The 24448-nt window shown below is 60.3% G+C and carries 30 protein-coding genes; 15 read left to right on the plus strand and 15 right to left on the minus strand.

Annotated features, from left to right (window positions below; genetic code table 11):
• The first annotated feature begins 48 nt into the window (after window positions 1–48).
• Window positions 49–822, plus strand: coding sequence for a sulfite exporter TauE/SafE family protein (locus SynMINOS11_RS12380; protein WP_186548871.1), 774 nt, complete (start codon window positions 49–51; stop codon window positions 820–822).
• Window positions 823–827: 5 nt separating this feature from the next.
• Here SynMINOS11_RS12380 and SynMINOS11_RS12385 read toward each other — a convergent pair whose 3' ends face one another.
• Both SynMINOS11_RS12385 and ureE read right to left on the minus strand, forming a co-directional pair.
• The gene (locus SynMINOS11_RS12385; protein WP_011936869.1) at window positions 828–1505 is read right to left on the minus strand and encodes an urease accessory protein UreF; all 678 of its coding nucleotides are present in this window, start codon (window positions 1503–1505) and stop codon (window positions 828–830) included.
• Window positions 1502–1975 (minus strand): urease accessory protein UreE, encoded by a 474-nt coding sequence (gene ureE, locus SynMINOS11_RS12390; protein WP_011936870.1) that lies wholly within the window; start codon window positions 1973–1975, stop codon window positions 1502–1504. Before ureE ends, SynMINOS11_RS12385 begins: the two co-directional genes overlap by 4 nt.
• A 66-nt stretch (window positions 1976–2041) precedes the next feature.
• Here ureE and SynMINOS11_RS12395 point away from each other — a divergent pair, with 66 nt between their 5' ends.
• Window positions 2042–2974 carry an urease accessory protein UreD gene (locus SynMINOS11_RS12395; protein WP_043738481.1) on the plus strand — a complete coding sequence of 311 codons (933 nt, stop codon included), beginning with the start codon at window positions 2042–2044 and terminating at the stop codon, window positions 2972–2974.
• Here SynMINOS11_RS12395 and SynMINOS11_RS12400 read toward each other — a convergent pair.
• Window positions 2931–3812, minus strand: a complete 882-nt coding sequence (locus SynMINOS11_RS12400; RefSeq protein ID WP_255445418.1) for an AEC family transporter — start codon at window positions 3810–3812, stop codon at window positions 2931–2933. The two genes, SynMINOS11_RS12395 and SynMINOS11_RS12400, sit on opposite strands and share 44 nt — an antisense overlap.
• Window positions 3813–3904: 92 nt before the next feature.
• On the opposite strand from SynMINOS11_RS12400, the gene SynMINOS11_RS12405 reads away from it, so the two are divergent.
• From SynMINOS11_RS12405 to ureC, 3 genes are read left to right on the plus strand one after another with little or no spacing between them, the layout of a single operon-like run.
• Complete coding sequence (locus tag SynMINOS11_RS12405; protein WP_186548875.1) at window positions 3905–4207, plus strand: urease subunit gamma; 303 nt, start codon at window positions 3905–3907, stop codon at window positions 4205–4207.
• Window positions 4208–4210: 3 nt separating this feature from the next.
• On the plus strand, window positions 4211–4525 hold the full coding sequence (locus SynMINOS11_RS12410) for an urease subunit beta (RefSeq protein WP_011936874.1): 315 nt from the start codon (window positions 4211–4213) through the stop codon (window positions 4523–4525).
• The gene (gene ureC, locus SynMINOS11_RS12415) at window positions 4525–6234 is read left to right on the plus strand and encodes an urease subunit alpha (protein WP_186548877.1); all 1710 of its coding nucleotides are present in this window, start codon (window positions 4525–4527) and stop codon (window positions 6232–6234) included. The genes SynMINOS11_RS12410 and ureC overlap by 1 nt, the downstream gene beginning before the upstream one ends.
• Here ureC and SynMINOS11_RS12420 read toward each other — a convergent pair.
• A complete protein-coding gene (locus tag SynMINOS11_RS12420) occupies window positions 6231–6743 on the minus strand; it encodes a hypothetical protein (protein WP_011936876.1) in 513 nt (170 codons plus the stop codon). The genes ureC and SynMINOS11_RS12420 overlap by 4 nt on opposite strands.
• Before the next feature lie 169 nt (window positions 6744–6912).
• Here SynMINOS11_RS12420 and SynMINOS11_RS12425 point away from each other — a divergent pair, with 169 nt between their 5' ends.
• Genes SynMINOS11_RS12425 through SynMINOS11_RS12435 form a run of 3 tightly spaced genes read left to right on the plus strand, consistent with a single transcriptional unit; the run spans window position 6913 to window position 10174 of the window.
• Window positions 6913–8352 (plus strand): circularly permuted type 2 ATP-grasp protein, encoded by a 1440-nt coding sequence (locus tag SynMINOS11_RS12425; RefSeq protein ID WP_043737518.1) that lies wholly within the window; start codon window positions 6913–6915, stop codon window positions 8350–8352.
• Entirely contained in the window at window positions 8337–9287 is a 951-nt protein-coding gene (locus SynMINOS11_RS12430) for an alpha-E domain-containing protein (protein WP_186548879.1), read from the plus strand. Before SynMINOS11_RS12425 ends, SynMINOS11_RS12430 begins: the two co-directional genes overlap by 16 nt.
• The gene (locus tag SynMINOS11_RS12435; protein ID WP_186548881.1) at window positions 9278–10174 is read left to right on the plus strand and encodes a transglutaminase family protein; all 897 of its coding nucleotides are present in this window, start codon (window positions 9278–9280) and stop codon (window positions 10172–10174) included. The genes SynMINOS11_RS12430 and SynMINOS11_RS12435 overlap by 10 nt, the downstream gene beginning before the upstream one ends.
• Here SynMINOS11_RS12435 and SynMINOS11_RS12440 read toward each other — a convergent pair.
• Window positions 10136–10612 carry a redox protein gene (locus SynMINOS11_RS12440; protein ID WP_043738487.1) on the minus strand — a complete coding sequence of 159 codons (477 nt, stop codon included), beginning with the start codon at window positions 10610–10612 and terminating at the stop codon, window positions 10136–10138. The two genes, SynMINOS11_RS12435 and SynMINOS11_RS12440, sit on opposite strands and share 39 nt — an antisense overlap.
• A 64-nt stretch (window positions 10613–10676) precedes the next feature.
• On the opposite strand from SynMINOS11_RS12440, the gene SynMINOS11_RS12445 reads away from it, so the two are divergent.
• From SynMINOS11_RS12445 to SynMINOS11_RS12455, 3 genes are read left to right on the plus strand one after another with little or no spacing between them, the layout of a single operon-like run.
• The gene (locus tag SynMINOS11_RS12445; protein ID WP_186548883.1) at window positions 10677–11291 is read left to right on the plus strand and encodes an alpha-ketoglutarate-dependent dioxygenase AlkB family protein; all 615 of its coding nucleotides are present in this window, start codon (window positions 10677–10679) and stop codon (window positions 11289–11291) included.
• 22 nt (window positions 11292–11313) lie between these two features.
• Window positions 11314–11487 (plus strand): hypothetical protein, encoded by a 174-nt coding sequence (locus tag SynMINOS11_RS12450; protein WP_186548885.1) that lies wholly within the window; start codon window positions 11314–11316, stop codon window positions 11485–11487.
• Complete coding sequence (locus tag SynMINOS11_RS12455; RefSeq protein ID WP_186548887.1) at window positions 11484–12323, plus strand: sugar phosphate isomerase/epimerase family protein; 840 nt, start codon at window positions 11484–11486, stop codon at window positions 12321–12323. Before SynMINOS11_RS12450 ends, SynMINOS11_RS12455 begins: the two co-directional genes overlap by 4 nt.
• Here the strand turns inward: SynMINOS11_RS12455 and SynMINOS11_RS12460 are convergent.
• From SynMINOS11_RS12460 to SynMINOS11_RS12500, 9 genes are all read right to left on the minus strand, one after another.
• Entirely contained in the window at window positions 12278–13333 is a 1056-nt protein-coding gene (locus SynMINOS11_RS12460; protein WP_186548889.1) for an aromatic ring-hydroxylating oxygenase subunit alpha, read from the minus strand. The two genes, SynMINOS11_RS12455 and SynMINOS11_RS12460, sit on opposite strands and share 46 nt — an antisense overlap.
• Complete coding sequence (locus SynMINOS11_RS12465; protein WP_186548891.1) at window positions 13333–14100, minus strand: ABC transporter ATP-binding protein; 768 nt, start codon at window positions 14098–14100, stop codon at window positions 13333–13335. The genes SynMINOS11_RS12460 and SynMINOS11_RS12465 overlap by 1 nt, the downstream gene beginning before the upstream one ends.
• A gap of 3 nt (window positions 14101–14103) precedes the next feature.
• A complete protein-coding gene (locus SynMINOS11_RS12470; protein ID WP_011936886.1) occupies window positions 14104–14922 on the minus strand; it encodes an ABC transporter permease in 819 nt (272 codons plus the stop codon).
• Window positions 14922–15920, minus strand: a complete 999-nt coding sequence (locus tag SynMINOS11_RS12475) for an ABC transporter substrate-binding protein (RefSeq protein ID WP_011936887.1) — start codon at window positions 15918–15920, stop codon at window positions 14922–14924. The genes SynMINOS11_RS12470 and SynMINOS11_RS12475 overlap by 1 nt, the downstream gene beginning before the upstream one ends.
• A gap of 35 nt (window positions 15921–15955) precedes the next feature.
• A complete protein-coding gene (gene hypB / locus SynMINOS11_RS12480; RefSeq protein WP_186548893.1) occupies window positions 15956–16654 on the minus strand; it encodes a hydrogenase nickel incorporation protein HypB in 699 nt (232 codons plus the stop codon).
• A 30-nt stretch (window positions 16655–16684) separates the two neighbouring features.
• The gene (locus tag SynMINOS11_RS12485; protein WP_011936889.1) at window positions 16685–17086 is read right to left on the minus strand and encodes a hydrogenase maturation nickel metallochaperone HypA; all 402 of its coding nucleotides are present in this window, start codon (window positions 17084–17086) and stop codon (window positions 16685–16687) included.
• Window positions 17087–17090: 4 nt separating this feature from the next.
• Window positions 17091–18281: an agmatinase gene (gene speB, locus SynMINOS11_RS12490; RefSeq protein WP_011936890.1), complete on the minus strand. Its 1191-nt coding sequence runs from the start codon at window positions 18279–18281 to the stop codon at window positions 17091–17093.
• A gap of 191 nt (window positions 18282–18472) precedes the next feature.
• Window positions 18473–19285, minus strand: a complete 813-nt coding sequence (cobA, locus tag SynMINOS11_RS12495; RefSeq protein ID WP_186548894.1) for a uroporphyrinogen-III C-methyltransferase — start codon at window positions 19283–19285, stop codon at window positions 18473–18475.
• Entirely contained in the window at window positions 19282–19908 is a 627-nt protein-coding gene (locus SynMINOS11_RS12500; RefSeq protein WP_370586168.1) for a hypothetical protein, read from the minus strand. Before SynMINOS11_RS12500 ends, cobA begins: the two co-directional genes overlap by 4 nt.
• Window positions 19909–20310: 402 nt before the next feature.
• Between SynMINOS11_RS12500 and SynMINOS11_RS12505 the strand changes: the two genes are divergently transcribed.
• From SynMINOS11_RS12505 to SynMINOS11_RS12520, 4 genes are all read left to right on the plus strand, one after another.
• Window positions 20311–21858 carry a ferredoxin--nitrite reductase gene (locus SynMINOS11_RS12505; RefSeq protein WP_186548898.1) on the plus strand — a complete coding sequence of 516 codons (1548 nt, stop codon included), beginning with the start codon at window positions 20311–20313 and terminating at the stop codon, window positions 21856–21858.
• 81 nt (window positions 21859–21939) lie between these two features.
• Complete coding sequence (locus SynMINOS11_RS12510; protein ID WP_186548900.1) at window positions 21940–22074, plus strand: ferredoxin--nitrite reductase; 135 nt, start codon at window positions 21940–21942, stop codon at window positions 22072–22074.
• 57 nt (window positions 22075–22131) lie between these two features.
• On the plus strand, window positions 22132–23013 hold the full coding sequence (locus SynMINOS11_RS12515; protein WP_186550885.1) for a formate/nitrite transporter family protein: 882 nt from the start codon (window positions 22132–22134) through the stop codon (window positions 23011–23013).
• A 3-nt stretch (window positions 23014–23016) separates the two neighbouring features.
• On the plus strand, window positions 23017–23760 hold the full coding sequence (locus SynMINOS11_RS12520) for a hypothetical protein (protein WP_186548902.1): 744 nt from the start codon (window positions 23017–23019) through the stop codon (window positions 23758–23760).
• A 49-nt stretch (window positions 23761–23809) separates the two neighbouring features.
• On the opposite strand, the gene cynS is transcribed toward SynMINOS11_RS12520, so the two are convergent.
• A complete protein-coding gene (gene cynS / locus SynMINOS11_RS12525) occupies window positions 23810–24292 on the minus strand; it encodes a cyanase (protein ID WP_011936897.1) in 483 nt (160 codons plus the stop codon).
• Window positions 24293–24448: the final 156 nt, after the last annotated feature.

Consider the following 24448-nt stretch of genomic DNA (forward strand, 5'->3'; position numbering starts at 1 on the left):
TCTGAATTTCTTCGCTGAGAGGTCATCGACGCCATCACCCTGCTGGCGTTGATCATCTGCGGCCTCGCAGGCGGCTTCATCAACACCGTGGCTGCCAGTGGGGCCACCGTGGTGGTGCCTTCAATGATTGGGCTGGGATTGGAGGCTGGAGTGGCCAATGGCACCAGCCGGCTGGCCGCAGTGGCGGGCCTGGCCACAGCCACCTGGCGCTTCCATCAAGCCGGTGCCATCCCCTGGCTGCTCACGCTGAAAGCCACCGTGCCAATGGTGGCTGGAGCGATCGCGGGGTCCCTGTTGGCCACAGCCCTCAGTGATCAATGGATCACCTGGGCAATTGCAGGCTCACTGCTGTTTGTGCTGATCTGCCTGATCAGCCAGCCCACACGGCTGCTGCAGCAAGACGAGCCCAGCTCCGAGGCAACCGAGACCCAGCTCGGGCCACTCTTCTATCTATTGATGGCCGCCACCGGCTTTTGGGCCGGCTTCATCGCCCTCGGTTCGGGTGTGATGACGCTGCTGGTGTTGGTGCTCGCCGGCGGCATCCCGTTGAAGACCGCCAACATCCTCAAATGCTTTGTGCGCTTGAGCTCCAGCCTGGTGGCCCTGCTGATTTTTGGGCTCAGGGGCGACATCAACTGGCTCTGGGCGCTGCCCCTGGCCCTATCCGGCATGGCCGGAGCCCATCTCGGCGCCAGGCTCGCCCTAGGGGATGGGGCCACGCAATTGATCTTCCGCGCCCTGATTGCCGTGGTGGGCTTGGAAGTGCTGAGCTTCCTCTGGCGCCTTGGGCTGCCGCAAAACCTGATGGGAGCCTTGGCCTAGAAGGCTCAACTGCGAAACAGGCGGCTGTAGAGCTCAGCGTGCTGGAGCTGGGCCAACCCCGCTCCAACCCCGGAACTCCATAGCTGATGGGGATCCACCCCCGCCAACGCCTTGGCCTGGCTATCAATCACTGGAGCCAGCGCCAGTTGCAAGCGCTGACCTTGCGTGGGGCCCAGCGGCACCAAGCGCACAGCAGCGCTGATCTGATTGGCCACCCAACTGAACAAATAGCCCTGGCGCAGGGCCTCAGCCTCAACACCCAAACAACAGCCAGCCCAGCACCAGGCCGCCGGCCAGCTCAGATCCAAGGCGCCATCGGGCAAGGGCCAGCCCAACTCAGCCAGCAGTTGCAAGAGAGAGCGGCCCATCTGCCGCTGTTGCTGGCGCAACTCCAAGGCTTCGCGCTGCGCCAGCAACCAACCATCAAGATCGCGGAGTTGTGCTTCAGCGCCGGCTTCAGCAGCGGTTTGCCACTGCTGCAACCACTGCTGCATGGGTTCCAGCGCGGCAGTCTCCAGCCGCACCACGCCCTGACGCAACTCAGCCTCAAGCCAATCGCCCACGTCCTGCGGCGAAGCGAGCTGGCCGCGTTGCACCAGCACCTCAAGGCCTTCGGAGTAGCTGAACGCGCCCACCGGCAAGGCAGGGCTGACCAACTGCAGCAGCGCTAGAGGAGCACTCATGCGTGGTGGTGATGATCAGCTGAGCCGTAGGCGCCTCCCTCGGGGCAAAAGGGCGCCTCTTGCTGGTCGAGTTGCAGTCCCCGTTGGCGCAGCATCTGCTCCAACACCGAATCCGCCAGCAAACGCAATTCCTGGGGGTGCACCTCCAACGCCACATGGCGATTCCCCAGGTGATACGCCGCCTGCAGCAGAGCCAACGGCTGAGACGCTCTGACCACCACCACTGGTTCTGGCGCCGCGGCCACCACCACCTGTGGTGTGCCCTCGGCATCGGCGAGGCCGCATCCGGGGATCAGCTGTTGACCGCGCGGCAACTGAAGCAACACGGCGCGGCCATCCTCCAAATAGCGGCGACCTCGGCAGACCCGCCGTTCAGCAGCGCTCAACGGCAAGCGCGGCAAGGTGGCGGATGCATCACCATCCAACTGCTGCGTCAGCACCATGGGAGTGTCGCCTTGGGTCAAAAGCACGTCCTCTTTGGGTCAGCTTTGCGGCGCGATGGCGCCAATCCGGTCATAACCGCTACCAACCAAACCATGACCGACACCCCAAACCAGCTGCCGCCCTGGCGTGGTTCGGTGAGCTTGGACTTTGAACTAGCAGCCGATGGCACCACCCAATGGCAGGGGGGAGCCCGCTCACCGCTCAAGCTGCTGCGTCATTTCACAGCCGGCGATGGCCGCTGTGTGATGCCGCTGCTCCACACCGCTGGCGGACTGGTGGGCGGCGATCAGCTCGAGATTGCCCTGCACGCCGCCGCCGGCAGCCGCAGCTTCCTCACCAGCGTGGCGGCCCAAAAGATCTATGGCAGTCGCGGCCGCTCCCGGGTGCAACCGCAGGGGCGCTGGGCCCAAATCACGTTGCAGGCCGAGCTCGAAGCCGGCGCCGATCTGGAATGGCTACCGCAGGAAACCGTGGTGTTCGCCGGAGCCTTGCTGGAGCAGCAGCAACAGATCACGGTGGCGCCTGGCGCCAGTTGGCTGGGGGCTGATGTGGTGCGCTTGGGCCGCACGGCCCGCGGCGAAGACCTGGGCGCCGGGCGCTTTTGCAACAGCCTCAGCATTCGCCGCGGTGAGCAGTGGTCTGTGGTGGAGCGGCTCTCCCTGGAGCAGGAACAACTGCCCAATCCCCACGGCATGGGCGGCGAGCCGGTGCTGGGAACGCTGATCTGGATCGCTCCAGAACCCCTGGAAAACGAACAGCTAGCCCAGCTTTTGAAGGGTGGAAGAGCCGACCGCGAGGGGCTCAGCGGCACGATGGCCATCGGGCCACTCGAGCCTGGCCTGATCGCGCGCTACCGAGGTGGGTCCAGCCAAGCCGCACGCCTCTGGTTCTTCCGGCTGTGGCGGCGCATTCGCGCCGTGCAGGGCCTGAGTGAACCGAGCTGGCCGCGCACCTGGCCATTTCAAGAAGCTGAATTGGCCCTCAACCCAGAGCCTGCAACAACAGCCACCACAGCGGCACGCTGAACAGCGCCAACAGCGTGCTGGCAAACACCAAGCCCGCCGCTTCGCTCACATCACGCGACGATGCCTCAGCGATCAACAACACAGAGATCGCCGTTGGGGCCGCCGCCTGCAACACCAACACATCACGCACCAACGCCGGCTGAGCCGTCATGGCCGCCAAAGCCCACATCACAGCCGGCAGCAGCAGCAATTTGGCCAGCAATGCGGGACGCAACACCTCAAGCGCAGGGGCGTTGACCTCGCCGCTGCGCAGCATCACGCCAAGCCGCATGCCCAGCAGCAACAAGGCCAGCACAATCACGACCCGAGCTGGCCACCACAACCAACTCGCCATGACTGGCGCCAGGGGCGTGAGCTGCAGCAGCACAGCCAGGGTCATGCCTTGCACCGAGGGGCTGCGGACCAGATGAGCCACCAGGCTGCGGCCTGAGATCCGGACACCACTGATCAAGGGCGGCCCCACCGTCCAAGTGATGAGGCTGCCGACGATGTCGTAGATGACGGCAAAGGCCAGGCCAGCCGGGGGCAACAGGGCCAGCACCACCGGCACACCGAAATAACCCGTGTTCCCCGTGACCGCTCCCAGGCGCGTTACCCCCCAGGGCAACCAACGACGCCACAGCGGCCACAACAGCAGCAGCAGGCTGCCGCCAATCAAGCCCAAGGTGAGCAGGGCCGCGCCCAGCACATCCCAATGCACGCCCGAGCGCAGCACCAACCCCGCAATGCTCAAGGGCACGCCAAAGCGCACCAAAGGCGGTGCCAAGCGCACGGGCCACAACGGGCGGTGCCAACCAAAAAGCAGGCCAAAGCCCAGGCAGGGCAACAGTTCCAGCATCAGTTGCAGCACTGGGCCTTGGCAAAAAGGTTCAGCGCAAACCTTTACGGCTCACGCTTCTTTGCCAGCGTGTCAGAAGCAGCCGCTCTGTGATGCATCTCTCTCCCCAGGAGAAAGACAAACTGTTGGTGGTGACCGCCGCCCTGCTCGCTGAGCGACGCTTGCAGCGGGGCCTGAAGTTGAACCATCCCGAAGCGGTGGCCTTCCTCAGCCTGCAAATCCTGGAAGGGGCCCGTGACGGCACAACCGTGGCGGAACTCATGCAGGTGGGCAGCACCTGGCTCAGCCGTGATCAAGTGATGGACGGCGTGGCTGAACTGGTCAGTGAGGTTCAGATGGAAGCCACCTTCCCCGACGGCACCAAGCTCGTCACCCTGCACCAACCGATCCGCTGAACCATGGCAGCAATGATTCCCGGCGAATTGCTTCCCGAACCCGGCGAGCTGGAGCTCAACGCCGGCCGGCCCGTGACCACCGTGCTGGTGGCCAACACCGGTGATCGCCCGGTGCAGGTGGGATCCCACTTCCACTTTGCGGAGGCCAACGCAGCCCTGCGCTTCGATCGCGAGGCGGCCCGCGGCCAACGGCTCGACATCGCCGCTGGAACGGCGATCCGCTTTGAGCCTGGTGATGAACGCCAAGTGCAACTCGTCCCCTTCAGCGGCGCCCGCCGCGTCGTGGGGTTTAACGCCCAGATCAACGGAGACCTCTGATGCCGTATCGGATTGATCGTCGGACCTATGCCGAGACCTATGGCCCCACCACAGGCGACCGGGTTCGGCTCGCCGATACCGAGCTGATCCTCGAAGTCGAGAAGGACTACACCGTCTATGGCGATGAAGTGAAGTTTGGCGGCGGCAAGGTCATCCGTGATGGCATGGGCCAAGGCCAGACCAGCCGCGCTGCGGGTGCCGTCGACACGGTGATTACCAACGCCCTGATCCTGGATTGGTGGGGCATCGTCAAAGCCGATGTGGGCCTCAAAGACGGCCGCATCTGCGCCATCGGCAAAGCGGGCAATCCTGACATCAGCGATGGGGTGACCATCCCCATCGGACCTGGAACCGAAGCCATTGCCGGTGAGGGGCACATCCTCACGGCCGGCGGCATCGACACCCACATCCACTTCATTTGCCCGCAGCAGATCGAAACGGCGCTCGCCAGTGGTGTCACCACGCTGCTGGGGGGTGGCACCGGACCAGCCACGGGCACCAACGCCACCACCTGCACGCCAGGGGCGTTTCACATCAGCCGCATGCTGCAGGCCGCCGATGGGTTGCCGGTGAATCTGGGCTTTTTCGGCAAGGGCAATGCGAGCACCCCTGAAGCCCTCGATGAGCAGGTGCGTGCCGGTGCCTGCGGCCTCAAATTGCATGAGGACTGGGGCACCACCCCAGCAGCGATCGATTGCTGTTTAAGCGTGGCCGATCGCTTCGATGTGCAGGTCTGCATCCACACCGACACCCTTAATGAGGCGGGGTTTGTGGAAGACACCATCGCCGCCATCAAAGGCCGCACGATTCACACCTTCCACACCGAAGGTGCTGGCGGCGGCCATGCCCCCGACATCATCCGCATCTGCGGTGAAACCAATGTGCTGCCCAGCAGCACCAATCCCACCAGGCCCTACACGCGCAACACGCTCGAGGAGCACCTCGACATGTTGATGGTGTGCCACCACCTGGATTCCTCGATTCCCGAGGACGTGGCCTTTGCTGAATCGCGGATTCGCCGCGAAACCATTGCCGCCGAAGACATCCTTCACGACCTGGGCGCTTTCAGCATCATTGCCAGCGACTCCCAGGCCATGGGACGCGTGGGTGAGGTGATCACCCGCACCTTCCAGACCGCCCACAAGATGAAGGTGCAACGGGGGGTGCTCGAGGGCGACAACAGCCGCAACGACAACACGCGCCTGAAGCGCTACATCGCCAAGGTGACGATCAACCCCGCCATCGCCCATGGCCTCGACCATCAAGTGGGCTCGGTGGAAGTGGGCAAGTTGGCGGATCTGGTGCTGTGGAAGCCGGGATTCTTTGGCGTCAAACCCGAGCTGGTGCTCAAGGGCGGCTCAATTGCCTGGGCTCAGATGGGCGATGCCAATGCCTCGATTCCCACACCCGGCCCTGTGCATGGCCGGCCGATGTTCGCCAGCTTCGGCGGGGCCATGGCCCCCTCGTGCCTCACCTTCCTCAGCCAAGCGGGCCTCGATGCCGGCGTTCCTGAAGCCTTAGGGCTGCGCACGCCGTGCGTGCCGGTGCAGAACACCCGCGGCATCGGCAAAGCGCAGATGAAAAACAACATCGCCCTACCAAAGGTGGAGGTGGATCCCGAGACCTATGAAGTGTTTGCCGACGGCGAACTGCTCACCTGCGAGCCGGCGGAGGTGCTGCCCATGGCCCAGCGCTACTTCTTGCTTTAAGGCTGACAACAGTCGCGCAGCCCCAAGGCCTGGCGAATCTCGCCCAAGCGCTCACCCAGGCGCAGAAAATCTTGGGGGGAGAATTGCATCAAAGGCAGGGTGCGCTGACCGAGCCAAACACCACGCCAGAACTGCCAGAGGTCGCGGCGGCTATGGCGATAGACAGGCGGATAAAAGTGATGGGAGACCAAGGCCAACAAACGCTGATGCCAGCGGCGGCAACGGCGGTCATTACCCATGGAAAAGCCCACCACAAAGGCCTCATCAGCTGTGGAATAGCCCCGGTTCAACAGGATGTGCAGGCAGTCGTGCAGGTCCAGGCACGCGGCACCCGGCAAGGCCACAGGGCTATCGGGATCTTCAAACAACCAGAGCGAGAGCGGCAGCTTCGACTCTTCATCGAGGCCGGTGCTGACCCGCTTAAAGAGCTCCAAAAAGGACTGCTCGTCATCGAATGGCGGCCCGATGCCCACAGCGGAAGCAAGCGCGAGGAAGACGCACGGTCTCACTTAGACCCACGCGTCTGATGTTGCAACCGCGACCATTGTGGTGTTTTTGGTGTTGCTCGTAACAAACCCGAAAACTGCCACCTAGCCAGGCCCTGGCTCGGTAACAAGCGTGACCTTGATAGGGGTTGGCCAAACGGAACAATCCAGGCAATACCCCCTGCACCGTCCTGTGTTTGAGAGCTACGCCGCCTCCAGCGGCTTTGACGAATACCTGCACCAACCCCGGGCTTCAGGCTCCTCACTCGGTGAATTAATGGCCCGGCTCAGCGCCATCGGGCTGGAGCAGCTCAACCAGGACCACCGCGGCGCCGAACAACTCCTCAAGCGCCTGGGCGCCACCTTTCGCCTCTACAACAACGACAGCCAAGCCAGTGAACGGATCCTGCCGTTTGATCCGCTGCCGCGGCTGATTGATCAACAGGACTGGCAGCGCCTCGATCAAGGGCTCAAACAACGGCTCGAAGCGATCGATTGCTTCCTCGCCGACATCTATGGCAAGCGCCAAATCCTCAGTGACGGGGTGATCCCGCTGGAGGCGATCGAATCCAGCCTCGGTTGGCGGCCACAAATGCAAGGGCTCAAGCCTCCCCAGCAGCGCTGGTGCCACATCTCAGGCCTGGATCTGATCCGCGATGGTGAAGGCACCTGGCGGGTGCTGGAAGACAACCTGCGTTGCCCCTCCGGCGTGGCCTACTTCCTGGAAAACAGGCGGGTGATGAAACAGCTGTTTGGTGATCTGTTCCAACGGCAGCGGGTGGCCCCCATTGATGACTACCCCTCCAAGTTGCTGCGCATGCTCAAGGGCCTCGCACCCTGGAGCCCGGAACCCTATGTGGTGATCCTCACGCCCGGGGTTCATAACAGCGCCTACTTCGAGCACAGCTACTTGGCCCGCCTGATGGGGGTTCAGCTGGTGGAAGGCAGCGATCTCACCTGTGAAGGCGGCAAGGTTTGGCTGCGCAGCACCTCAGGGCTAAGCCGCGTTGATGTGATCTACCGCCGCATCGACGACGACTTCCTCGATCCCCAATGCTTCCGCCCTGATTCCATGCTGGGTGTTCCAGGGCTGATGGATTGTTATGCCGCAGGCCAAGTTGCCATTGCCAATACCCCTGGCACCGGGGTCGCTGACGACAAACTGATCTACACCTACATCCCCGAGATCATTCGCTACTACCTCGGCGAAGACACGATCATTCCCAACGTCGAGACCTACCGCTGCTCTGACCCCTCTGATCGCGCCTTTGTGCTCGACAACTTGGAGCAGCTGGTGGTGAAGGCGGTGTCCGAAGCCGGTGGCTACGGCATGTTGATCGGTCCAGCCTCCAGCTCCGAGCAGCGCGCCCAGTTCCGCGAGGAGATCCTTGGCAATCCCCGCAATTTCATTGCGCAGCCAACGTTGCAACTCTCCACGGTTCCGGCCCTCAGCGAAGGGGAGCTCTATCCCTGCCATGTGGACCTGCGCCCCTATGTGCTGCGCGGGCAATCCACTTGGGTGACCCCAGGCGGGCTCACCCGTGTGGCCCTCAAACGCAATTCCTTGGTGGTGAATTCATCCCAGGGTGGCGGCAGCAAAGACACCTGGGTGGTTCCATGCTCTGCCGTGTAGCCGACAGCCTCTACTGGATTTTCCGCTACATCGAGCGCGCCGAAAATCTGGTGCGTTTTCTCGAGGTGGGCTGGAGCGTCTCGCTCGATAACCCCTCTGGCAATCCCAGCCAATGGACCTCACTGATTGATGCCTGCGCCGACCGGGGTCTATTTGAAAAGCTGCATCCAACAGCCAGCCCAACCGATGTGATCACCTTCATCACCCGGCAACCGGAGAACCCCAACGCGATCAGCAATTGCATCGCGATTGCCCGCGAAAACGCGCGCCAAATCCGCGACACCCTTCCCACAGATCTGTTTGAAGAGCTCAATGCGCTTCACCTGCTGCTGCAGGACGACCCGCTGTTCTGGCAGCAACGCCTCCCCGAGCAACTGCAACAGATTCGGCGCAGCTGCCAAACCCTCTATGGCCTGCAAAACAGCACGATGCAGCGGGACCAAAGCTGGCTGTTCGCCAACCTCGGCTGCCTGATAGAGCGGGCCGACAAAACGGCCCGCATGCTGGATGTGAAGTACTTCCTGCTGCTGCCAAGCCCGGAAGACGTGGGCGGGCCGCTCGATGAATTGCAATGGATCGCCCTGCTGCGCTCTCTCAGCGGCTATCAGATGTTTCGGCGAAAGCAGTCGCTAGAGATCACACCAGCGCGCGTGGCCGGATTTGTACTGCTTAACCGTCAATTTCCCCGCTCGGTGAGCTACTGCATTGAGGAAATCATCAGCACGGTGGATCGCATCGAACGCAGCACCGCCAACCCGGTTCAAGCTGACTTGCGCCAGGCCCTTGAGGCGTTGCGAATCACCTGGACGACGATGCCAATTGAGGACCTCATCAACATCGGCCTGCATCAAGGCATCGATCATCTGCAAAGCCAGCTCAATGCCGTGCATGGCCAGTTGCAGCAGACCTACTTCACCACCTCCCCATGCGCGTAAGGATCCGGCATCAACTGAGTTATTCCTACGAGCATCCGGTGCTGTTGGGACCGCATCGGATCTGCTTGCAACCGCGGCCGTTGGGCTTTCAGGCGCTGCGCAGCCACAACCTGCGCTTCAACCCCGAGCCGTGCCATCGCTTTTCGCTGTTATGCGCCAGTGGCGATCAAATCGAAAAGGTGCGTTTCGTTGGCAACACCGACCGGCTCGATGTGATTGCTGAATCCGAGGTGATCACCACAGAGCCGCCACTGCTGCATCTCTGCCTGGAGGATCAACCACCCCAACTGCCCTACCGAATTGGTGAGCTGAACAGCGACCTGAACAGCCATCTGCAGGGTTGGCTGCCCAATGGCCAGCACGATCCGCTCGCGATTGCCCTGGCCCAAGACGCTTTGATCGGCAGCGACAACCACTGCCTGCGCTTTCTGCAGCAACTGATCGAGATCATCCAAGAACGGGTGAGCTACACCCAGCGCAACCACGGGCCGGCCTGGTCGGCTGGACGCACCCTGCGCGAACGGGTCGGTTCCTGCCGCGACCTGGCGGTGGTGATGATCGAATGCTGCCGCTGCATCGGACTGCCAGCCCGCTTTGTCAGCGGCTATCACTTCGCTATTCCCAAGCCGGACCGCTACGACCTGCACGCTTGGGCTGAGGTGTATCTCCCTGGGGCTGGTTGGCGCGGCTTTGATCCCAGCGGCCAAGGGGCCATTGATGAGCGCTATGTGCCGCTGGTGAGTTCCTCCAAACCCGAGCTCACCGCCGCTATCAACGGAAGTTTCAGTGGGCCGGCCAACACCCAAAGCGAGTTGAATTGGAGCATCGAAGCCACCGAGCTGGAGACCTCACCAACTAACGCCGTGGAGCTTGGGCAGCGGAGCTGAGTTGGCGGTGATGGCCAGCAAACGGGGAATGCGGCCGCTGTTGTAGACGCGAAATTCCCGTGCCACCGATGCATCGGCCTCACGCACGGCCTGATTCATCACCACCGAGCCTTCCTCGTCGGAAATCGAGCGATGAAAGGTTCCTGGTGGGATCCGCAGGATGTCGCCACCGGCCTCCAGCCGCACGATGTGAAACGGATAGTTCCAACGGAAATTGATCAGATAGAAGGTGCGGCCGCCCTGCACAGCCAACAGGTTGTCCTCTTGATGAGGATGCAAATAAAACTGCCAAGCCCCGGTTTCCTTGTCATCAGGAGGACTCACCGCCGGTCCGGAATGCACCACCAAATCGCGGGCATTGGAATCGGCGATGGTGACGTCGAAAAACCGCACCGCTGGAGTATCACGGAAGCGCTGATAAGGAATCAGCTCGAACATGGGCACAGGACCCATCAGATCACTCGGTTATTTCTTTCATTCAGACAAAACTGGTTAGGGCGCGATGCAGGCATTGATACAACCCGAGCAACTTGTCATCGCGGATTCACCCAAGCTGCAGCTGCGGCATGCACCCGCGTGGGTGGATCCCGCCACAGCAACGCTGTGGTTGGAGCAGTTGCAGCAGGACGTTCCCTGGAAGCAGGAATCCATCCAGCTCTACGGCAAACGCCATCCCCTGCCGCGCCTCACCTGCTGGATGGCTGATCCGGGCTGCGGCTATCGCTACTCCGGCCTCGACAATGTGGTTGAGCCTTGGTCGCCAACAGCCCAACGGATCCGCGAGCAGCTCAATGAACTCAGCGGCTGGCGCTTCAATTCACTGCTGTTGAACCTCTACCGGGATGGTCGCGACGCCATGGGTTTCCATGCCGACGATGAACCGGAACTAGACCCCACAGCTCCCATCGCCTCACTGTCACTGGGCGTCAGCCGCACCTTTCGCTTCAAGCCCAAGAAAGGACATCAGGGCAGTGCTTTCGATCTCGAGCTGGGCCACGGCGCCCTGTTGCTGATGGATCCACCGACCCAACTGCATTGGCTGCATGGCTTACCCAAACGCCTACGGGTGAACCAGTGCCGACTGAATCTCACCTTTCGGGTGGTGCAGCAAGCATGATGGTGTCGTGATTACCCCTGTCATGGCCCGCCACAGCAGCCATCAATCACCAGCGCGGCTCACAAGCCTGATCGCATCGCTGCGGCTTCGCTATGCCGAAGCTGATCACCGCGGCGATGCCCAAGCCAAGCAAGCCCTGTTCCAAGAAGCCATCTATCTCGGGATCCAGCCGGAGCTGTTCACTCAGCCGCAGTGAAAACGCTGCTGTTTCACACCCTCTGGGGTTGGCCCGGCAGCCTGGAAGCAGCCAGTCGCTACGCCCAGCAAGCCGGCTTTGATGGCCTCGAAGCCAACCTTGAGCATCCCTGCTTCAAGGGCTGGCGACCTGAAGACGTGACAACCCTGCTGAACCAGCAGAGCCAGCAACTCATCGTTGAAATCACCACCGGTGGTGGTTACACCCCCAGGCTCGAACTCAGCCCCGAGCACCACCTCGCCGAGCTGGAAGCCAAGTTGGAGCAGGCCTGTGAGCTGGCGCCGCTGCGCATCAACTTGATCACAGGCAGCGACTGCTGGCCCATGGTGCAGCAGCACAGCTTTCTCGAGCGCTGCTTGCAATTGCTCAACCACACTCCAGTGCCGGTGAGTTTGGAAACGCACCGCAGCCGCAGCCTGTTCAATCCTTGGGCCATCGAAGACATCCTCAAGGCCCATCCCACCTTGCGGCTCACCGCCGATGTGAGCCATTGGTGCGTGGTCGCCGAGCGCTTGATGAGCCCGGAACTCCACCCCATCCAGGCGATGGCCAGCCACGTGGATCACATTCATGCCCGGGTGGGCCATGAGCAGGGCGCTGGCGTTCCCCACCCCTTCGCCGCGAACTGGCAGGAGGCTCTCGTGGCCCATGCCCAGTGCTGGTCGCTGTTTGCTCAGCAGCGTCTCCAATCAGGGCAGCCGCTCACACTCACACCGGAATTTGGGCCTGATGGCTACATGCCCCTTCACCCAGAGAGCGGAGAGCCACTGGCGGATGTCGCCACGATCAATCAATTGATGGCGGACTGGCTGCGCAGTGATGGCTGGTTGAGCTGAGCCTCAGCCAGCAAGCGCCGATAGAGCTGCTGCCACTGCACGATCCGCTGCTCGAGTTGATGCACGGGTCCTGGCACCCAATCGCAGCGATAACCCAGCTGCACCGATTCGACTAGACGGCGGTCCTCCTGCAAAAACTCCAGCAACTGCTGCTTCCAAATCTCAACATCCAAGGGATGGTTGGAACTGGCAAACAAGCGCAGTTGGAGCTGACAGGAGCTCAGCTCCAAGGGCAGAAACTCCAGCAAGGCCATCCGCCCATCGGGCCACAGCAAGACATGGGTCCAAGGGGGCAACCCAAAGGTGAAAAACGATCCGCCTTCAGGATGCGGAGTGACCAAGGCGTTGCCCAGGCCCGTGATGAGGTGGCGATAGTCACGCACCGGGCCCTGTTCACGGTGCAGCGTCGTGGGATGGGCAATGGCGACGTGATAGTCGTCAAGTGTGTTGTCGTGCGCCACTTTCCAATTGCACTGCAGGCTGAGGCTGCTGCTGGCCTGCTGCTGCAAGGGCGCCTGCCACTGCCCGCCCGCCTGCTCATGGATCAGCTGCAGCTGCTGGGCTAAGGGGATGGGCGAGTCGGCCAAAGCCACCCAGATCAGCGGCCCGTCCTGCTGGGCTGGCAACGCTTCAAGGGGCCAATCAGCCCGCCTCAGCGCAGCAACAAACCCATCTTCCCGGGCGGCCGCTAACAGCTCGCCTTCAAGGTTGTAGGTCCAGCCGTGATAGGGGCAAACCAACTTGCGGCAAGCCAGGGCCGCGCCATCAGCGGGCAACAGCTCAACGCCGCGATGGGGGCAGCGGTTGCGAAAACAGCGCACCACACCATCCCGCTCACGGGTGAGCAGCAGCGATTCACCCAACAACTGCAGCGCCAAAGCTTGGCCCGGCTGCAGTTGCGAAACAGCAATCAGCGGGTGCCACCACTGCTTGGCGTAGCCATCGCGCTCCCACTGGGCGATAGCTGGATCTTGATAAAGCCAGCCCGGAAGAAACTCCAGCTCAGGCATCAGACCAGCGCGGGCTCCAATTGCCGCAATACCCCAGCCAAGGTGCGGCGCTTCTCGAGAAAAGCAGGACTCAAGCGCAATTGATTCAGATCACTCTTGTCGAGATCCACCTCAACCGTGCTGACAATTCGGCCGGGGTGAGGCGCCAACACATGCACCCGCTGAGCCAGCACCAAGGCCTCCTCCACATCGTGGGTGATCAACAACACCGTGAGGCCAGTGCGCTGCCAGAGCTGCAGCAGAAAATCCTGCATGGCCTCACGAATCTGCAAATCCAGGGCACCAAAGGGCTCATCGAGGAGCAACACCTTTGGATTGGTTGCCAAGGTGCGGGCAATGGCAACCCGCTGCTGCATCCCGCCCGAGAGTTCACGGGGCAGCTTTCTGGCTGCATCCTGCAGACCCACCACCTCGAGGAAGTAGGCGGTCCGCTCGTTGATGTCGCGCTGCGGCAAGCCCTGCAAGCGCATGCCAAAGGCAACATTCTCAGCCGCGCTTAGCCACGGGAAGAGGCTGTATTTCTGAAACACCATGCCGCGATCTGGACCCGGACCCTGAACCGCTTGACCATCCACGCGAACCTGGCCTGAGCTCGGCTGCTCAAGACCCGCGATCAAGCGCAGGATCGTGCTCTTGCCCGAGCCTGAACTCCCCACCAACGAGAGAAACTCGCCAGAGCGCAGAGCAAAGCTGATATCGCGCAACACCTCTTTGCTGTGCTGACCCGAGCCAAAGGTTTTGCCGAGATGGCGGACCTGCAATTCCATCGTTTACAGGGCCCAGCGGCACGACAACCGCAACAACAGACGGAAGCCCATATCGATCGCAAAGCCAATCAAGCCCAGCACGATCAACTCGGCAAAGATCTGATCCGTGCGGAAGAAACGCTGCGCCAGCTGAATGCGTTTGCCCAAGCCCACCTCAGCAGCCACCAATTCGGCCACAACAACCAAGTTCCATGAGGTGGCGATGTTGATGCGCAGGGTGTCGATGATGCTGGGCAAGCTGTAGCGCGCCACCACCTGCACCAACACCTGACGGCCGCGGCCACCCAGGGTGAGGGTGGTTTCAATCAACTCTTTGGGAACGAACTTGACGGCATCCATCACCATCAAGACGTTGAAATAAACAGTGCCCAGAAAAATCAGCGCAATCTTGGGCTCTTCACCTATCCCCAAATAGATGATCAACAGGGGAATGAACGCCGCGGCCGGCATGTAGCGCAGCATCGCGATCAAGGGCTCACACAGGGCGCAGATCGCGGGATACACACCCATGCAGATGCCCAAGGGCACCGCCACGAGCGTGGCCAAGAAGAACCCGGCAAACACCCGGCCGGTGCTGGCCACGATGTCCTGGAACAAGATCCCCTCCCGTGCCATCGAGGCCAGCGACTCCAGCACCGCCGCTGGAGACGGCAAAAATTTGCCGTCCACCAGTTCCAGGGCACTGATCACCGTCCACAGCAACAGCGGGATCAGCAGGGAAGACACCTGCAAACCGCTGCGCACCAACGGTGATGGAGTGGCTCCAATCGACAGCAATGGCAGGGGCTTAGCGCCCCCGCCATCCGTTGCTGACGCCACCATTAGGACGCAGCGATGGTCTTGATGAAGGAGGGATCAAACAGGTTGCTCATGTCGGGCTTTTCAGGAATGAAGCCCACGGAGACCATGAAGTCAGCCATCTTCTGGGCGGCATAGGGCATGTGTTGCATGCCATCGCCATCACTGAAGGCCTCCAGGTTCTGATCGACCGAGAAGAAGGTGGTGCCGGCCTTGTACTGCTCGTACTCAGCGGTCGGGATGCCAGCACGCTTGGCCATGATTTGCTCCGATTTTTCGGGGTTGGCAGCCATGAACTCGCGCACATCCCACCAGGTCTTGACGATCTTCTGAACATCCTCAGGGCGTTCTTTGATCAGATCACCACTGACAGTCAGCAAGTCAGGGATTGCACCGGGGTATTCCTTTGAGCTGGCGATGACATGGGCGCCGTCACGCTGCATGGCGGTGCCGGTGTAAGGAGGGAACGCGCCAACGGCATCCACCTTGCCGGCAGCAAATGCCGTCGCAGCCTGATCGGTCGGCATGCCCTTGATGATCACGTCATCACGGCTGAGGCCGACATCACGCAAAGCCAGGCTCAGCAGGAAATCATCCACAACACCCTCTTCAACGGCAACCGTTTTGCCTTTGAGATCGGTGATGGTTTCGATCGCCTTATCAGCAATGATTTGATCATTGCCAGCTGAATTGTCATTGACCAGAACAACAACTTCGCCGCCATTCTCTCCGGGCAAGAAGGAGATGGTGTCATTCAGAGTTTGAGAGTTGCCATCAATTTTGCCGGCGGCAAACGTTTCCATCGATTGGACATAGCCGTCAAACCATTTCATCTCAACATTGACGCCATTCTTTTCAAACAGCTTCTCCTCAACGGCAATAGCCCAAGGCCACCAACCAGCCCAATTGCTGTAACCCAAAACAATGGGCTCACCGCCAATGGATGTGGAAGGCTTGGAGCAAGCCACAGCCAACACCACCGCCAAGCCGGCAAATAAGAGATTTCGAAGTTGTTTGGTCATGACACTGCAATAAGGACAACACGCAAGAACGCTGCTCAGGCCATGGCCAGAGCAGGTTCCAAGGTGTTTTGGCGAGCCGATCGCAGCCAGGCATGCCAAACATCGATGCCCTCACCAGTGACAGCGGACACCGGAATTACACTGGCTTTGGGATTGATGCTGTTGATGTTGCGGCGAAAGGTCTCAAGCTCAACCGGCAGATACGGCAGCAGATCAATCTTGGTGATGAGGACCACATCAGCCTGGCGAAACATCAGCGGGTACTTCAACGGCTTGTCCTCACCTTCAGTGACACTGAGAAGCGCCACTTTGTGATGTTCACCCACTTCAAATTCAGCAGGGCAAACCAAATTCCCCACGTTTTCAACCCACAGCAGATCCAGCTGATTTGGGTTGAGCCGCTCACGCAACAACTTCAGGCCACCACTGACCATGGCGGCATCGAGATGGCAGGAGCGCCCGGTGGTAATCGGCACCACCGGAATGCCCACAGCCTCCAAGCGCTCCGCATCCAATTGGGTGGTCATGTCGCCTTCCAAGACAGCCATGGACCACTCCTGAGCCAACTGAGGTAAGGAGCGCTCAAGCAATGCTGTTTTGCCCGCCCCGGGGCTACTCATCACATTGAGGGCCAGCACCTGCCAAGCCTCAAAGTGCTCACGGTTGTGCTCGGCTTGGTGCTGATTGGCCGCCAGCAAATTCATGCCGAGGCGATCTTCTAAAGGCAAATGCATGACAAGAGAGGTTGGAGAACTGTTTTGCCTTCAGACGCGCTGGAGCGATAGAGCTTGTGACTCAACAGCGCTCTGAAGGGACGTGCGGTAGTCGATGCTGCGAATTCGCAATTCGCGGCCACTGACGATCTCCTCAAGAGGGTGATCGCAGCAGGGAGAGCGGTAAGCACCCTCAGGAGTTGGGCTGTAGGTGCCATTGCAGACCAAGCAACGACCCACAAAGGGGATCTCTTCGATCTGCAGCTGCGCGCCATCAAGCCAGCTGCCAGCGACAGCCGCCTGAAAGGTGAAGCGCAGCTGCTCAGGCTCAACGCAGGTGAAGCGGCCCACATCCAAATGGATGGTGTCCACCATCGCCTGAGGCGATGCCTGCTCCTCGCGCCATTGCTGAAGAGCCAGGAGCAGGCACTTGGTCATGTCGACCTCATGCATGGGATCACCTCCAGGCCTGATCCACCTGCATGTTGCAAGTGGGGTTGATCCAACTGGGCTTCTCTTTGCGGGGCAGCTGGCCGCTCACCACCAGGTGGGCCATGGTGTCGCAGATCACCCGCGCGGCCATCAGCGATGTCATGTCACTGATGTCATAGGGAGGGGAAACCTCCACCAACTCCAGGCCACAGACCGGCACATTGCGGACGATCAGCTCGAGCAACTTCAGGGCTTCGCGGGGCAACAACCCCCCTGGCTCTGGCCAACCGGTGCCTGGAACAAAACCGGCATCGATGCAGTCGATGTCAAAGGAGATGTAGACGCAATCGGTGCCATCGGTGGCCCGTTCAATGGCATAGCGGGCGGCTGCCTCCAGACCCATCTCGGTGATGTCGGTGACCGTGAGCACATTGGTGCCGCGCTCACGGCAAACCTTCACCCCCTCGCGGGGCACTTGCCAGCCACCAATCCCCAGCTGCACCAGGTTCTGAGCCGGTGCGTTGGCCATGTTCGTGGCATGGAACCACGGACAGGTGTGCATCCGTTCATCGAGATCGATCTCTTGGGTGTCGACATGGCGATCGAAGTGGATGATCCCCACCTTCTTGTCGCCGAGGTGTCGGCAAACCCCACGGACTGTTGGAAAACCAATGGAGTGATCACCACCCAAGAGGATTGGGAAAGCCCCGCTGGCAAAGACGTGGGCGACCCCCTTGGAGATCTGATCGAAGCTTTTCTCGTTGTTGGCTGGGATGGTGAAGACATCACCCACATCACAGAGGGTGATTTGCTCGCGCAGATCCACACCCATCTCGTAGTTGTACGGGGTGTAGAGCGCTGAAATCCTGCGAATTCCCTGAGGCCCAAAGCGCGTTCCTGGGCGATAGGTGGTGCCGCAATCGTGGGGAATGCCCACCACCGCCACGTCAAATTCGCCGACCCGGTTCACGTCCTCGAGATAGGGCGCCTTCATGAAGGTGTTGATGCCCGCGTAATGGGGCAACTCACCGCGAGAAAAGGTGGAGATATTGCGGTCCACGATGCTGTGGGCCGCTTCCAATCCCAGGCGCTTGGCCTGATCCACCTCTTGCTGCCATCCGGTGAGGGGCAGGCGTTGCTCTTTTTCCAGGGCCGCCATCCCCTCACTGGGATGGCTGCGCTCGAAGCCCCCAGGGGAGCCACTTGTGGACGTCATTGCAGGGGAGTGCGAGTGAGTGCGGTCTCCCAGGCTTTTGTTCCACCGACGAACCGGAAAAGCTGGTTGGAAACAGTTGGCTCACTCACCCAGACGGGGCGGTTGGAGCGCTGGTTTCCACAAACCGCCTATCCAATCTCCGGCTGCGATAGACCCCAATGCGGTAACAGGCGATACCCGTTGTTGAGTGTTTAAGCAGGGGCGTTTTGAGGGCTGCGCGCTATGGGCTGCGGCATCGTGACAGGGGCTGGCATGGGCGCACAACCAGGGATTCGCTGCTCCACCACCTCACCGATCACAACGATGGCCGGGGCACTGAAACCCTGCTCATCGGCGGCATCAGCGAGATCCTCCAGCGTGGCAATCAGATGCTTTTGGCCATTCACGCTGCCCTGCTGAATGATGGCGGCAGGCGTGGTTCCTGCCAGTCCGCCGGCCTGCAACTCCTCGCAGATGCGAGCCAAGTTGTGCAGGCCCATGTAGATGACGAGGCCATCACTGCAAGCGGCCAACGCGCGCCAATCCACCGCTGGCCGGCCTTTATCAATTTCTTCGTGGCCAGTGACAAAGGTCACCGATGAACCGGCACGGCGATGGGTCACCGGAATCCCGACATAGGCCGGCGCCGCAATGCCGGAGGTGACCCCGGGAACCACCTCAACAGGCACACCGCGCTTGGCCAAATAAGCGGCTTCCTCACCACCACGACCAAACAGAAAAGGATCGCCCCCTTTCAACCGCACCACACAACGGCAACGCCCTGCCAACTGCAGCAACAACGCATTGGTGCTGGGTTGCGGCACGGAATGGTGGCCGCGCCGTTTGCCGACCGGATGAATCTCGCAGCCCTCAGGAACCAACTCCAGTAACTCCATCGGCACCAAGGAGTCATGCACCAAGGCATCACAACGTTGCAGCAGACGATGGGCCCGCAACGTCAACAATTCAGGGTCTCCAGGACCTGCTCCCACCAAATAAACAATGCCGGGCGTGTCAGTGGTCATGGCAAGTCCAACAACAGCTCGAAGAGAAATTGTCGCGTGGCAGGTTGCTCTAGCAGAGCCAGACCACCCTCCTGCTGAGCACTGAGGTGGGCTGTCATGCGATTGGGGGCCAAAGCAAGCGGCAACACCCGATCAAGCTCTGCATCACAGGTGTCAGCACTCCGCAAAGGAAGGCCAAGCTCCTGGCTAAGAACGTGCAGATAGCGGTCAGCAATCCCCGGACGAAGGGGGTGATGAACAACCACCTGACGTTCAGCTTCGCATCCCAACTGGCGCAAATGCTGCAGCCAGGGCTGCCAAGCCCCCAAAAAAGGCAAGGCCATCACATGATGGCCAAGACCGCGCAATCGCTGGCGAATTGCCGGAACATCAACGCGCACGTGGCTTCCCGGCGTTAACAACAACGGCACCAACAAAAGCTTCTGACGCGGCGGTAATTCAACGGGTTCAGCTGTTAACGCCTGCACCCACACCGCGGCGCCCCTGGCTTGAGCGAGCTCATCGAGCAGGGATTGCAGCACAGCAGGAACAGCCCCTCCGCCATGGCCATGCACGACCACCAACAGAGGCCAAGGCCCAGCCGCAGCCTGGCCCTGTAACAACGGCCACCACTGAAGGGCCACCTCAGCTGATGAACTCCTGGTTCGCTGCGCCATCCCATCACGATGCCATCGCCACGAGCGCTGCCACGGTCACGACGCTCCAGCCGCGTCAGAACGACTGAACGACGGACTAGCTACTCCCGTCCCCCAGAGCGACGCCGTGAGCGTCGAGCTCATCACGGTGATTGGCAGAGCGAACTTGATGCCGATTTCGCGGCCATGTCCAAGGTGTGGCAAATGCTGCGCCATGGAGCTGTGCGCATGCTGGGAGAAATCGGCCGTCAATACTGAACGAAGTTTCGTAGCAACGGTTACTTCCTCCAGCGGGCTCAATCCATTAAGTAGTCACAACATCAAGCCGTGCCTTTCATTCTGAAGCGGCCTGAGAGTTGAACTCCAACACTCACATTTCGCTTCAGAACTATGGTGGCAACACCGGCAAAGCCCCTGCCGAGTTGGCTTGAGGGCAAAAAACTCAACAAGATCGAGCAAAACAAAGCCAACAAAGATGGCTTGCTCGTTGGTAGTGAAATCGAAGAATTCGCCCGTGTTGGCTGGGAGAACGTCGATGAAACCGATCTTCAGTTGCGGCTGAAGTGGTACGGCATGTTCTGGCGCCCCAAAACCCCGGGGCTATTCATGTTGCGCCTGAGGGTTCCCAATGGGGTCCTCAATGCAGAGCAGTTGCGCGCCATCGGCAGCATCGTTGCCCGTTACGGCGATAGCGGCAGTGCCGACATCACCACCCGCCAGAACATCCAATTGCGTGGTGTGCTGCTGGAAGACCTGCCCGACATCCTCGAGCGCTTGAAGGCTGTTGGCCTCAACACCATCCAATCGGCCTTCGATAACCCGCGGAACGTCACTGGCAACCCGATTGCTGGCATCGACCCTGAGGAAATTGTCGATACGCGCCCTTACACCCTGGAGTTGCAGAACTTCCTAACCAGCAACGGCGAAGGCAACCCTGAGTTCTCGAATCTGCCGCGCAAGTGGAACACGGCCGTTGCCGGCTCCCGCGACAACTTTCTGCTGCACAACGACATCGTCTTCCACCCGGTGGAACGCGATGGCGTGATGGGTTTTGGCGTCTGGATCGGGGGGATTCTTTCCTCACAGATGAACGCCTATGCCATCCCCCTCAATGCCTGGGTGAAGCCCGATGAAATCTGCCGGATGACGGCAGCGGTCCTGACTCTCTGGCGCGATAACGGTGAACGGGACAAGCGCCCCAAAGGCCGGTTCCGTTTGTACCTGGATTCCGTTGGCCTGGAAACATTCCGCGAGCTTGTCGCCGAGCGTTTTGGCCCACTCACTCCCGACCCGGGCTCAGTGTTTGATGCAACACCGCGCTCCCACTACGGGATCCATCAGCAGAAACAGGCCGAGCTCAACTACGCCGGGCTGCATGTTCCTGTCGGCCGCCTCAAGGCCGAAGACTTCCAAGATCTCGCCAGCCTCTCGGAGGGTTACGGCAGCGGTGATGTGCGCCTCACCGAGGATCAAAACGTGATCATCACCGGCATTCCCAGCGGCCAGCTCGAGAGTTTCAAGAGCGACCCACTGCTGCAGAAATTCCCGCTCGAGCCCAGCCACCTGGCGGCAGGCACCGTGAGCTGCACCGGCAACACCTATTGCAGCTTTGCGCTGACCAACACCAAAGACCAAGCCCTGGCAGCAGCGGCTGAGCTGGATCAAGAGCTGCACCTGCCAGAGGAGATCAAGATCCACTGGACTGGCTGCCCCAACACCTGCGGCCAGGCCTACATGGGAGCCATTGGCCTGACTGGCACCAAAACCCGTGGTGAATCAGGGATGGTTGAGGGCTACGACATCACCATCGGCGGCTCCCAAGGGGCCAACCCGCAAGTTGGTGAATTGCATCGCAAAGGTGTGCCCGCCACAGAAGTGCGTGCAGCACTGAAAGAAATTCTGATTGAACAATTCGGAGCCAAACCCAAGGCTGCTTGATCAGGTCGAAATCAGTGGCGGCGCTGATCTTTTGAAGCCCCGCTGAGTTTTGATCACCCGCCCACCTCAACGTCACTCACCATGGCTCAAAAAGCTGATTTCTTCAGTCGTTTGGTCAACTGGTTCAGCACCAGTGGCAAAGACAAACCCGCCATCAACAAACCGGAAGGAGGCAACGACGCCTTCTCCAAGCTCATGAACAGCATCAGCGGCTGAGACCAGAGCCACGACTAACCATCTGACTTCAACACCATGAGCGTTACAGCCTCACAAATGGACTACGTCCTACCCAATGAGCTCGTCGACGGCATGATTGCCGCCGGCGGTAAAAAAGCCACCGTTAGTGTCAAGAACCTGCTGCTCCGCGGCTTCTATTCCGGAGCCATTCTTGGCCTGGCCGTGATCTTGGCCCTGACCGTTGGAATTCAGAGCAAGATGCCGTTCCTCGGCTCCGTGCTCTTCCCCTTTGGCTTCGTCAGCATCGTGCTGTTCGGCATGGAGCTGGTCACCGGCAACTTCGCGCTGCTGCCCATGGCCACCTGGGCCGGCAAGAGCACCTGGAGCGCCACCTTCCGCAACTGGAGTTGGGTGTGGATCGGCAACTTCATCGGCACCCTGGTGGTGGCGATCATCATGGCCATCAGCCTCACCAGTGGCGGCACGATTGACCCTGCCGCTGATGGCGGCATGTGGCAAAAAGTGGCCCAAAAAATCATCAGCCTCAACATCCTCAACGTTGAGAAGAAGTACGAAGCCCTCGGCAGCCTCGGATTTTTCCTCGCGTTCCTGCGCGGTCTTGTAGCCAACTGGTTGGTCTGCCTCGGCGTGACCCTGGCCCTGGTGAGCAAAAGCGTTCCCGGCAAACTGCTGGCCTGCTGGCTGCCCATCACCGCGTTCCAAACGATGGGCATGGAGCACATCGTTGTGAATCAGTTCCTGCACACCGCTGGTCCGATCCTTGGCTCTGGGGTTCCTTTCACCAAGGTGATTTTCTGGAACTTCCTGCCTGTCACCCTCGGCAACATTGTGGGCGGCATGGTGTTCATCGGGATGCTCTTCTACAGCACCCACCGCACCAAGCTGGACAACGTTCTGCCTCGTGAAAAAGACGAGAAGCTCGAGCGCGAGCTGGCTGCTGAACTCGGCGCCCGCTGATCGATGCTGACTGTTGTCGCCCCTGCTGAGCTGTTGACGCCTGACCAGGAACTGGAACTGTCCAAGCGTCTCGCTCAGTGGAGGCGCCAACCACTCAGCCCTGCAGAACTTGCAGAACTGCTGCCCAAGGTTTCCGACCCTGCCCTTGCACTCGCCATCGGCGAGCGCTTGGGCATGGCAGGGCCTCAAGCTTTTGAGCTGATCGGGCCCCTCTGCCAACAACTGGGACTCCAATCAGCGCTGATTCGAGCCCTCAGCATTTGCCATCACCCCGACGCCAAACAGCAGCTGCTGCAATGGCTTCCGCAAGCGGGTGAGTTCGAGCCGGAGGTGCTGCGAGCCCTGGGGTGTTGGGGCAATGGGATTGATCTATCAATCATCACCAACGCCTTAAACGCACCAAGCCAGCAGCACCGCTTAGCTGGAATCGAATTGCTGACATTTCGCTGCCGCAGGATCTCCACCGAGCAACTGCTGAGCTTGTGCGAACCCCTGCTCGACGATCTGCGAGCCGAGGTTGTGATCGCCACCTTGCGGCTGCTGCAACGACGCGATGAACCCGAAATCCTCCAGCGGATCGCCGCCTGCGCCACGGTGGATGCCCTGCCAGGCGTTGCTGAGATGGCGATCCAAGCCCTGGGCTGCATTCAAAGTGAATCAAGCCGCCAGTTGCTGGAGCAATTGACCCAGGACTTACAACAAACGCGCCTCAAAGAGTCCTTGCAACGCCAACTGAAGGCCCAATAAAAAAGCGGCCATTATTTGGCCGCTTACTTTGCTATCTACGCTGAGATAGTTACCACTTTTTGTAAGGCAAGAACTTGCCGCACATGGTGACCTTGACACGATCACCAGCAGGGTCTTCCACCTTGTCGATGTTGAGGGTGAAATCAATGGCGCTCATGATGCCATCACCAAACTTTTCTTGGATCACATCTTTCATCGGCATACCATAGACCTGCATGATCTCGTAGAAGCGATAGATGAGCGGGTCCGTTGGGATCACAGGCTCCAGCGAGCCTTTGGTGGGATAGCTCTGCAGCGCCTCGGTGATCGCCGGATCAAGATTCAAGGCTTCAGCCAGCTGCTGAGCTTCAGCAGCTGAGGCTGTGGATTGGCCATAAAACAGAGAGGCAACCCACACCTCATCACGGCCCAGCAGAGAACCAAGCTCAGTGAATGTGAGACCTTTCGCCTTTTTGGCAGCCAAGAGTGTGGCCGTGACGGTATCAGCTGATGGCGCCGCCAGGCTTGGCGTCAGCGAAGGGGTCAAAGTCATGACTGAAAGGGCAAATTAGAGGTTCTAAAAGAAAAAGCGTTCTGAAAAGTTGCCGCTTTTCAGTCATGAATCTGAGGCAAATTAATCATCCCAACAGCAACGCTTGCTACCCGGCAAAGAAGCCATTGGTATCCGTTGATACTCAACAGGCCCCCT

Origin of the sequence: Synechococcus sp. Minos11 (assembly GCF_014279855.1) — a bacterium.
GTDB lineage: Bacteria > Cyanobacteriota > Cyanobacteriia > PCC-6307 > Cyanobiaceae > RCC307.

What these genes read in the sequence shown, in the direction of transcription:
- SynMINOS11_RS12385 (WP_011936869.1), bottom strand. Translation starts at nt 1,505, where the DNA reads ATGAGTGCTCCTCTAGCGCTGCTGCAGTTGGTCAGCCCTGCCTTGCCG.
- SynMINOS11_RS12395 (WP_043738481.1), top strand. Translation starts at nt 2,042, where the DNA reads ATGACCGACACCCCAAACCAGCTGCCGCCCTGGCGTGGTTCGGTGAGC.
- SynMINOS11_RS12400 (WP_255445418.1), bottom strand. Translation starts at nt 3,812, where the DNA reads ATGCTGGAACTGTTGCCCTGCCTGGGCTTTGGCCTGCTTTTTGGTTGG.
- SynMINOS11_RS12405 (WP_186548875.1), top strand. Translation starts at nt 3,905, where the DNA reads ATGCATCTCTCTCCCCAGGAGAAAGACAAACTGTTGGTGGTGACCGCC.
- SynMINOS11_RS12410 (WP_011936874.1), top strand. Translation starts at nt 4,211, where the DNA reads ATGGCAGCAATGATTCCCGGCGAATTGCTTCCCGAACCCGGCGAGCTG.
- ureC (WP_186548877.1), top strand. Translation starts at nt 4,525, where the DNA reads ATGCCGTATCGGATTGATCGTCGGACCTATGCCGAGACCTATGGCCCC.
- SynMINOS11_RS12430 (WP_186548879.1), top strand. Translation starts at nt 8,337, where the DNA reads ATGCTCTGCCGTGTAGCCGACAGCCTCTACTGGATTTTCCGCTACATC.
- SynMINOS11_RS12435 (WP_186548881.1), top strand. Translation starts at nt 9,278, where the DNA reads ATGCGCGTAAGGATCCGGCATCAACTGAGTTATTCCTACGAGCATCCG.
- SynMINOS11_RS12440 (WP_043738487.1), bottom strand. Translation starts at nt 10,612, where the DNA reads ATGTTCGAGCTGATTCCTTATCAGCGCTTCCGTGATACTCCAGCGGTG.
- SynMINOS11_RS12445 (WP_186548883.1), top strand. Translation starts at nt 10,677, where the DNA reads ATGCAGGCATTGATACAACCCGAGCAACTTGTCATCGCGGATTCACCC.
- SynMINOS11_RS12450 (WP_186548885.1), top strand. Translation starts at nt 11,314, where the DNA reads ATGGCCCGCCACAGCAGCCATCAATCACCAGCGCGGCTCACAAGCCTG.
- SynMINOS11_RS12460 (WP_186548889.1), bottom strand. Translation starts at nt 13,333, where the DNA reads ATGCCTGAGCTGGAGTTTCTTCCGGGCTGGCTTTATCAAGATCCAGCT.
- SynMINOS11_RS12465 (WP_186548891.1), bottom strand. Translation starts at nt 14,100, where the DNA reads ATGGAATTGCAGGTCCGCCATCTCGGCAAAACCTTTGGCTCGGGTCAG.
- SynMINOS11_RS12470 (WP_011936886.1), bottom strand. Translation starts at nt 14,922, where the DNA reads ATGGTGGCGTCAGCAACGGATGGCGGGGGCGCTAAGCCCCTGCCATTG.
- SynMINOS11_RS12475 (WP_011936887.1), bottom strand. Translation starts at nt 15,920, where the DNA reads ATGACCAAACAACTTCGAAATCTCTTATTTGCCGGCTTGGCGGTGGTG.
- hypB (WP_186548893.1), bottom strand. Translation starts at nt 16,654, where the DNA reads ATGCATTTGCCTTTAGAAGATCGCCTCGGCATGAATTTGCTGGCGGCC.
- SynMINOS11_RS12485 (WP_011936889.1), bottom strand. Translation starts at nt 17,086, where the DNA reads ATGCATGAGGTCGACATGACCAAGTGCCTGCTCCTGGCTCTTCAGCAA.
- speB (WP_011936890.1), bottom strand. Translation starts at nt 18,281, where the DNA reads ATGACGTCCACAAGTGGCTCCCCTGGGGGCTTCGAGCGCAGCCATCCC.
- cobA (WP_186548894.1), bottom strand. Translation starts at nt 19,285, where the DNA reads ATGACCACTGACACGCCCGGCATTGTTTATTTGGTGGGAGCAGGTCCT.
- SynMINOS11_RS12505 (WP_186548898.1), top strand. Translation starts at nt 20,311, where the DNA reads ATGGTGGCAACACCGGCAAAGCCCCTGCCGAGTTGGCTTGAGGGCAAA.
- SynMINOS11_RS12510 (WP_186548900.1), top strand. Translation starts at nt 21,940, where the DNA reads ATGGCTCAAAAAGCTGATTTCTTCAGTCGTTTGGTCAACTGGTTCAGC.
- SynMINOS11_RS12515 (WP_186550885.1), top strand. Translation starts at nt 22,132, where the DNA reads ATGGACTACGTCCTACCCAATGAGCTCGTCGACGGCATGATTGCCGCC.
- SynMINOS11_RS12520 (WP_186548902.1), top strand. Translation starts at nt 23,017, where the DNA reads ATGCTGACTGTTGTCGCCCCTGCTGAGCTGTTGACGCCTGACCAGGAA.
- cynS (WP_011936897.1), bottom strand. Translation starts at nt 24,292, where the DNA reads ATGACTTTGACCCCTTCGCTGACGCCAAGCCTGGCGGCGCCATCAGCT.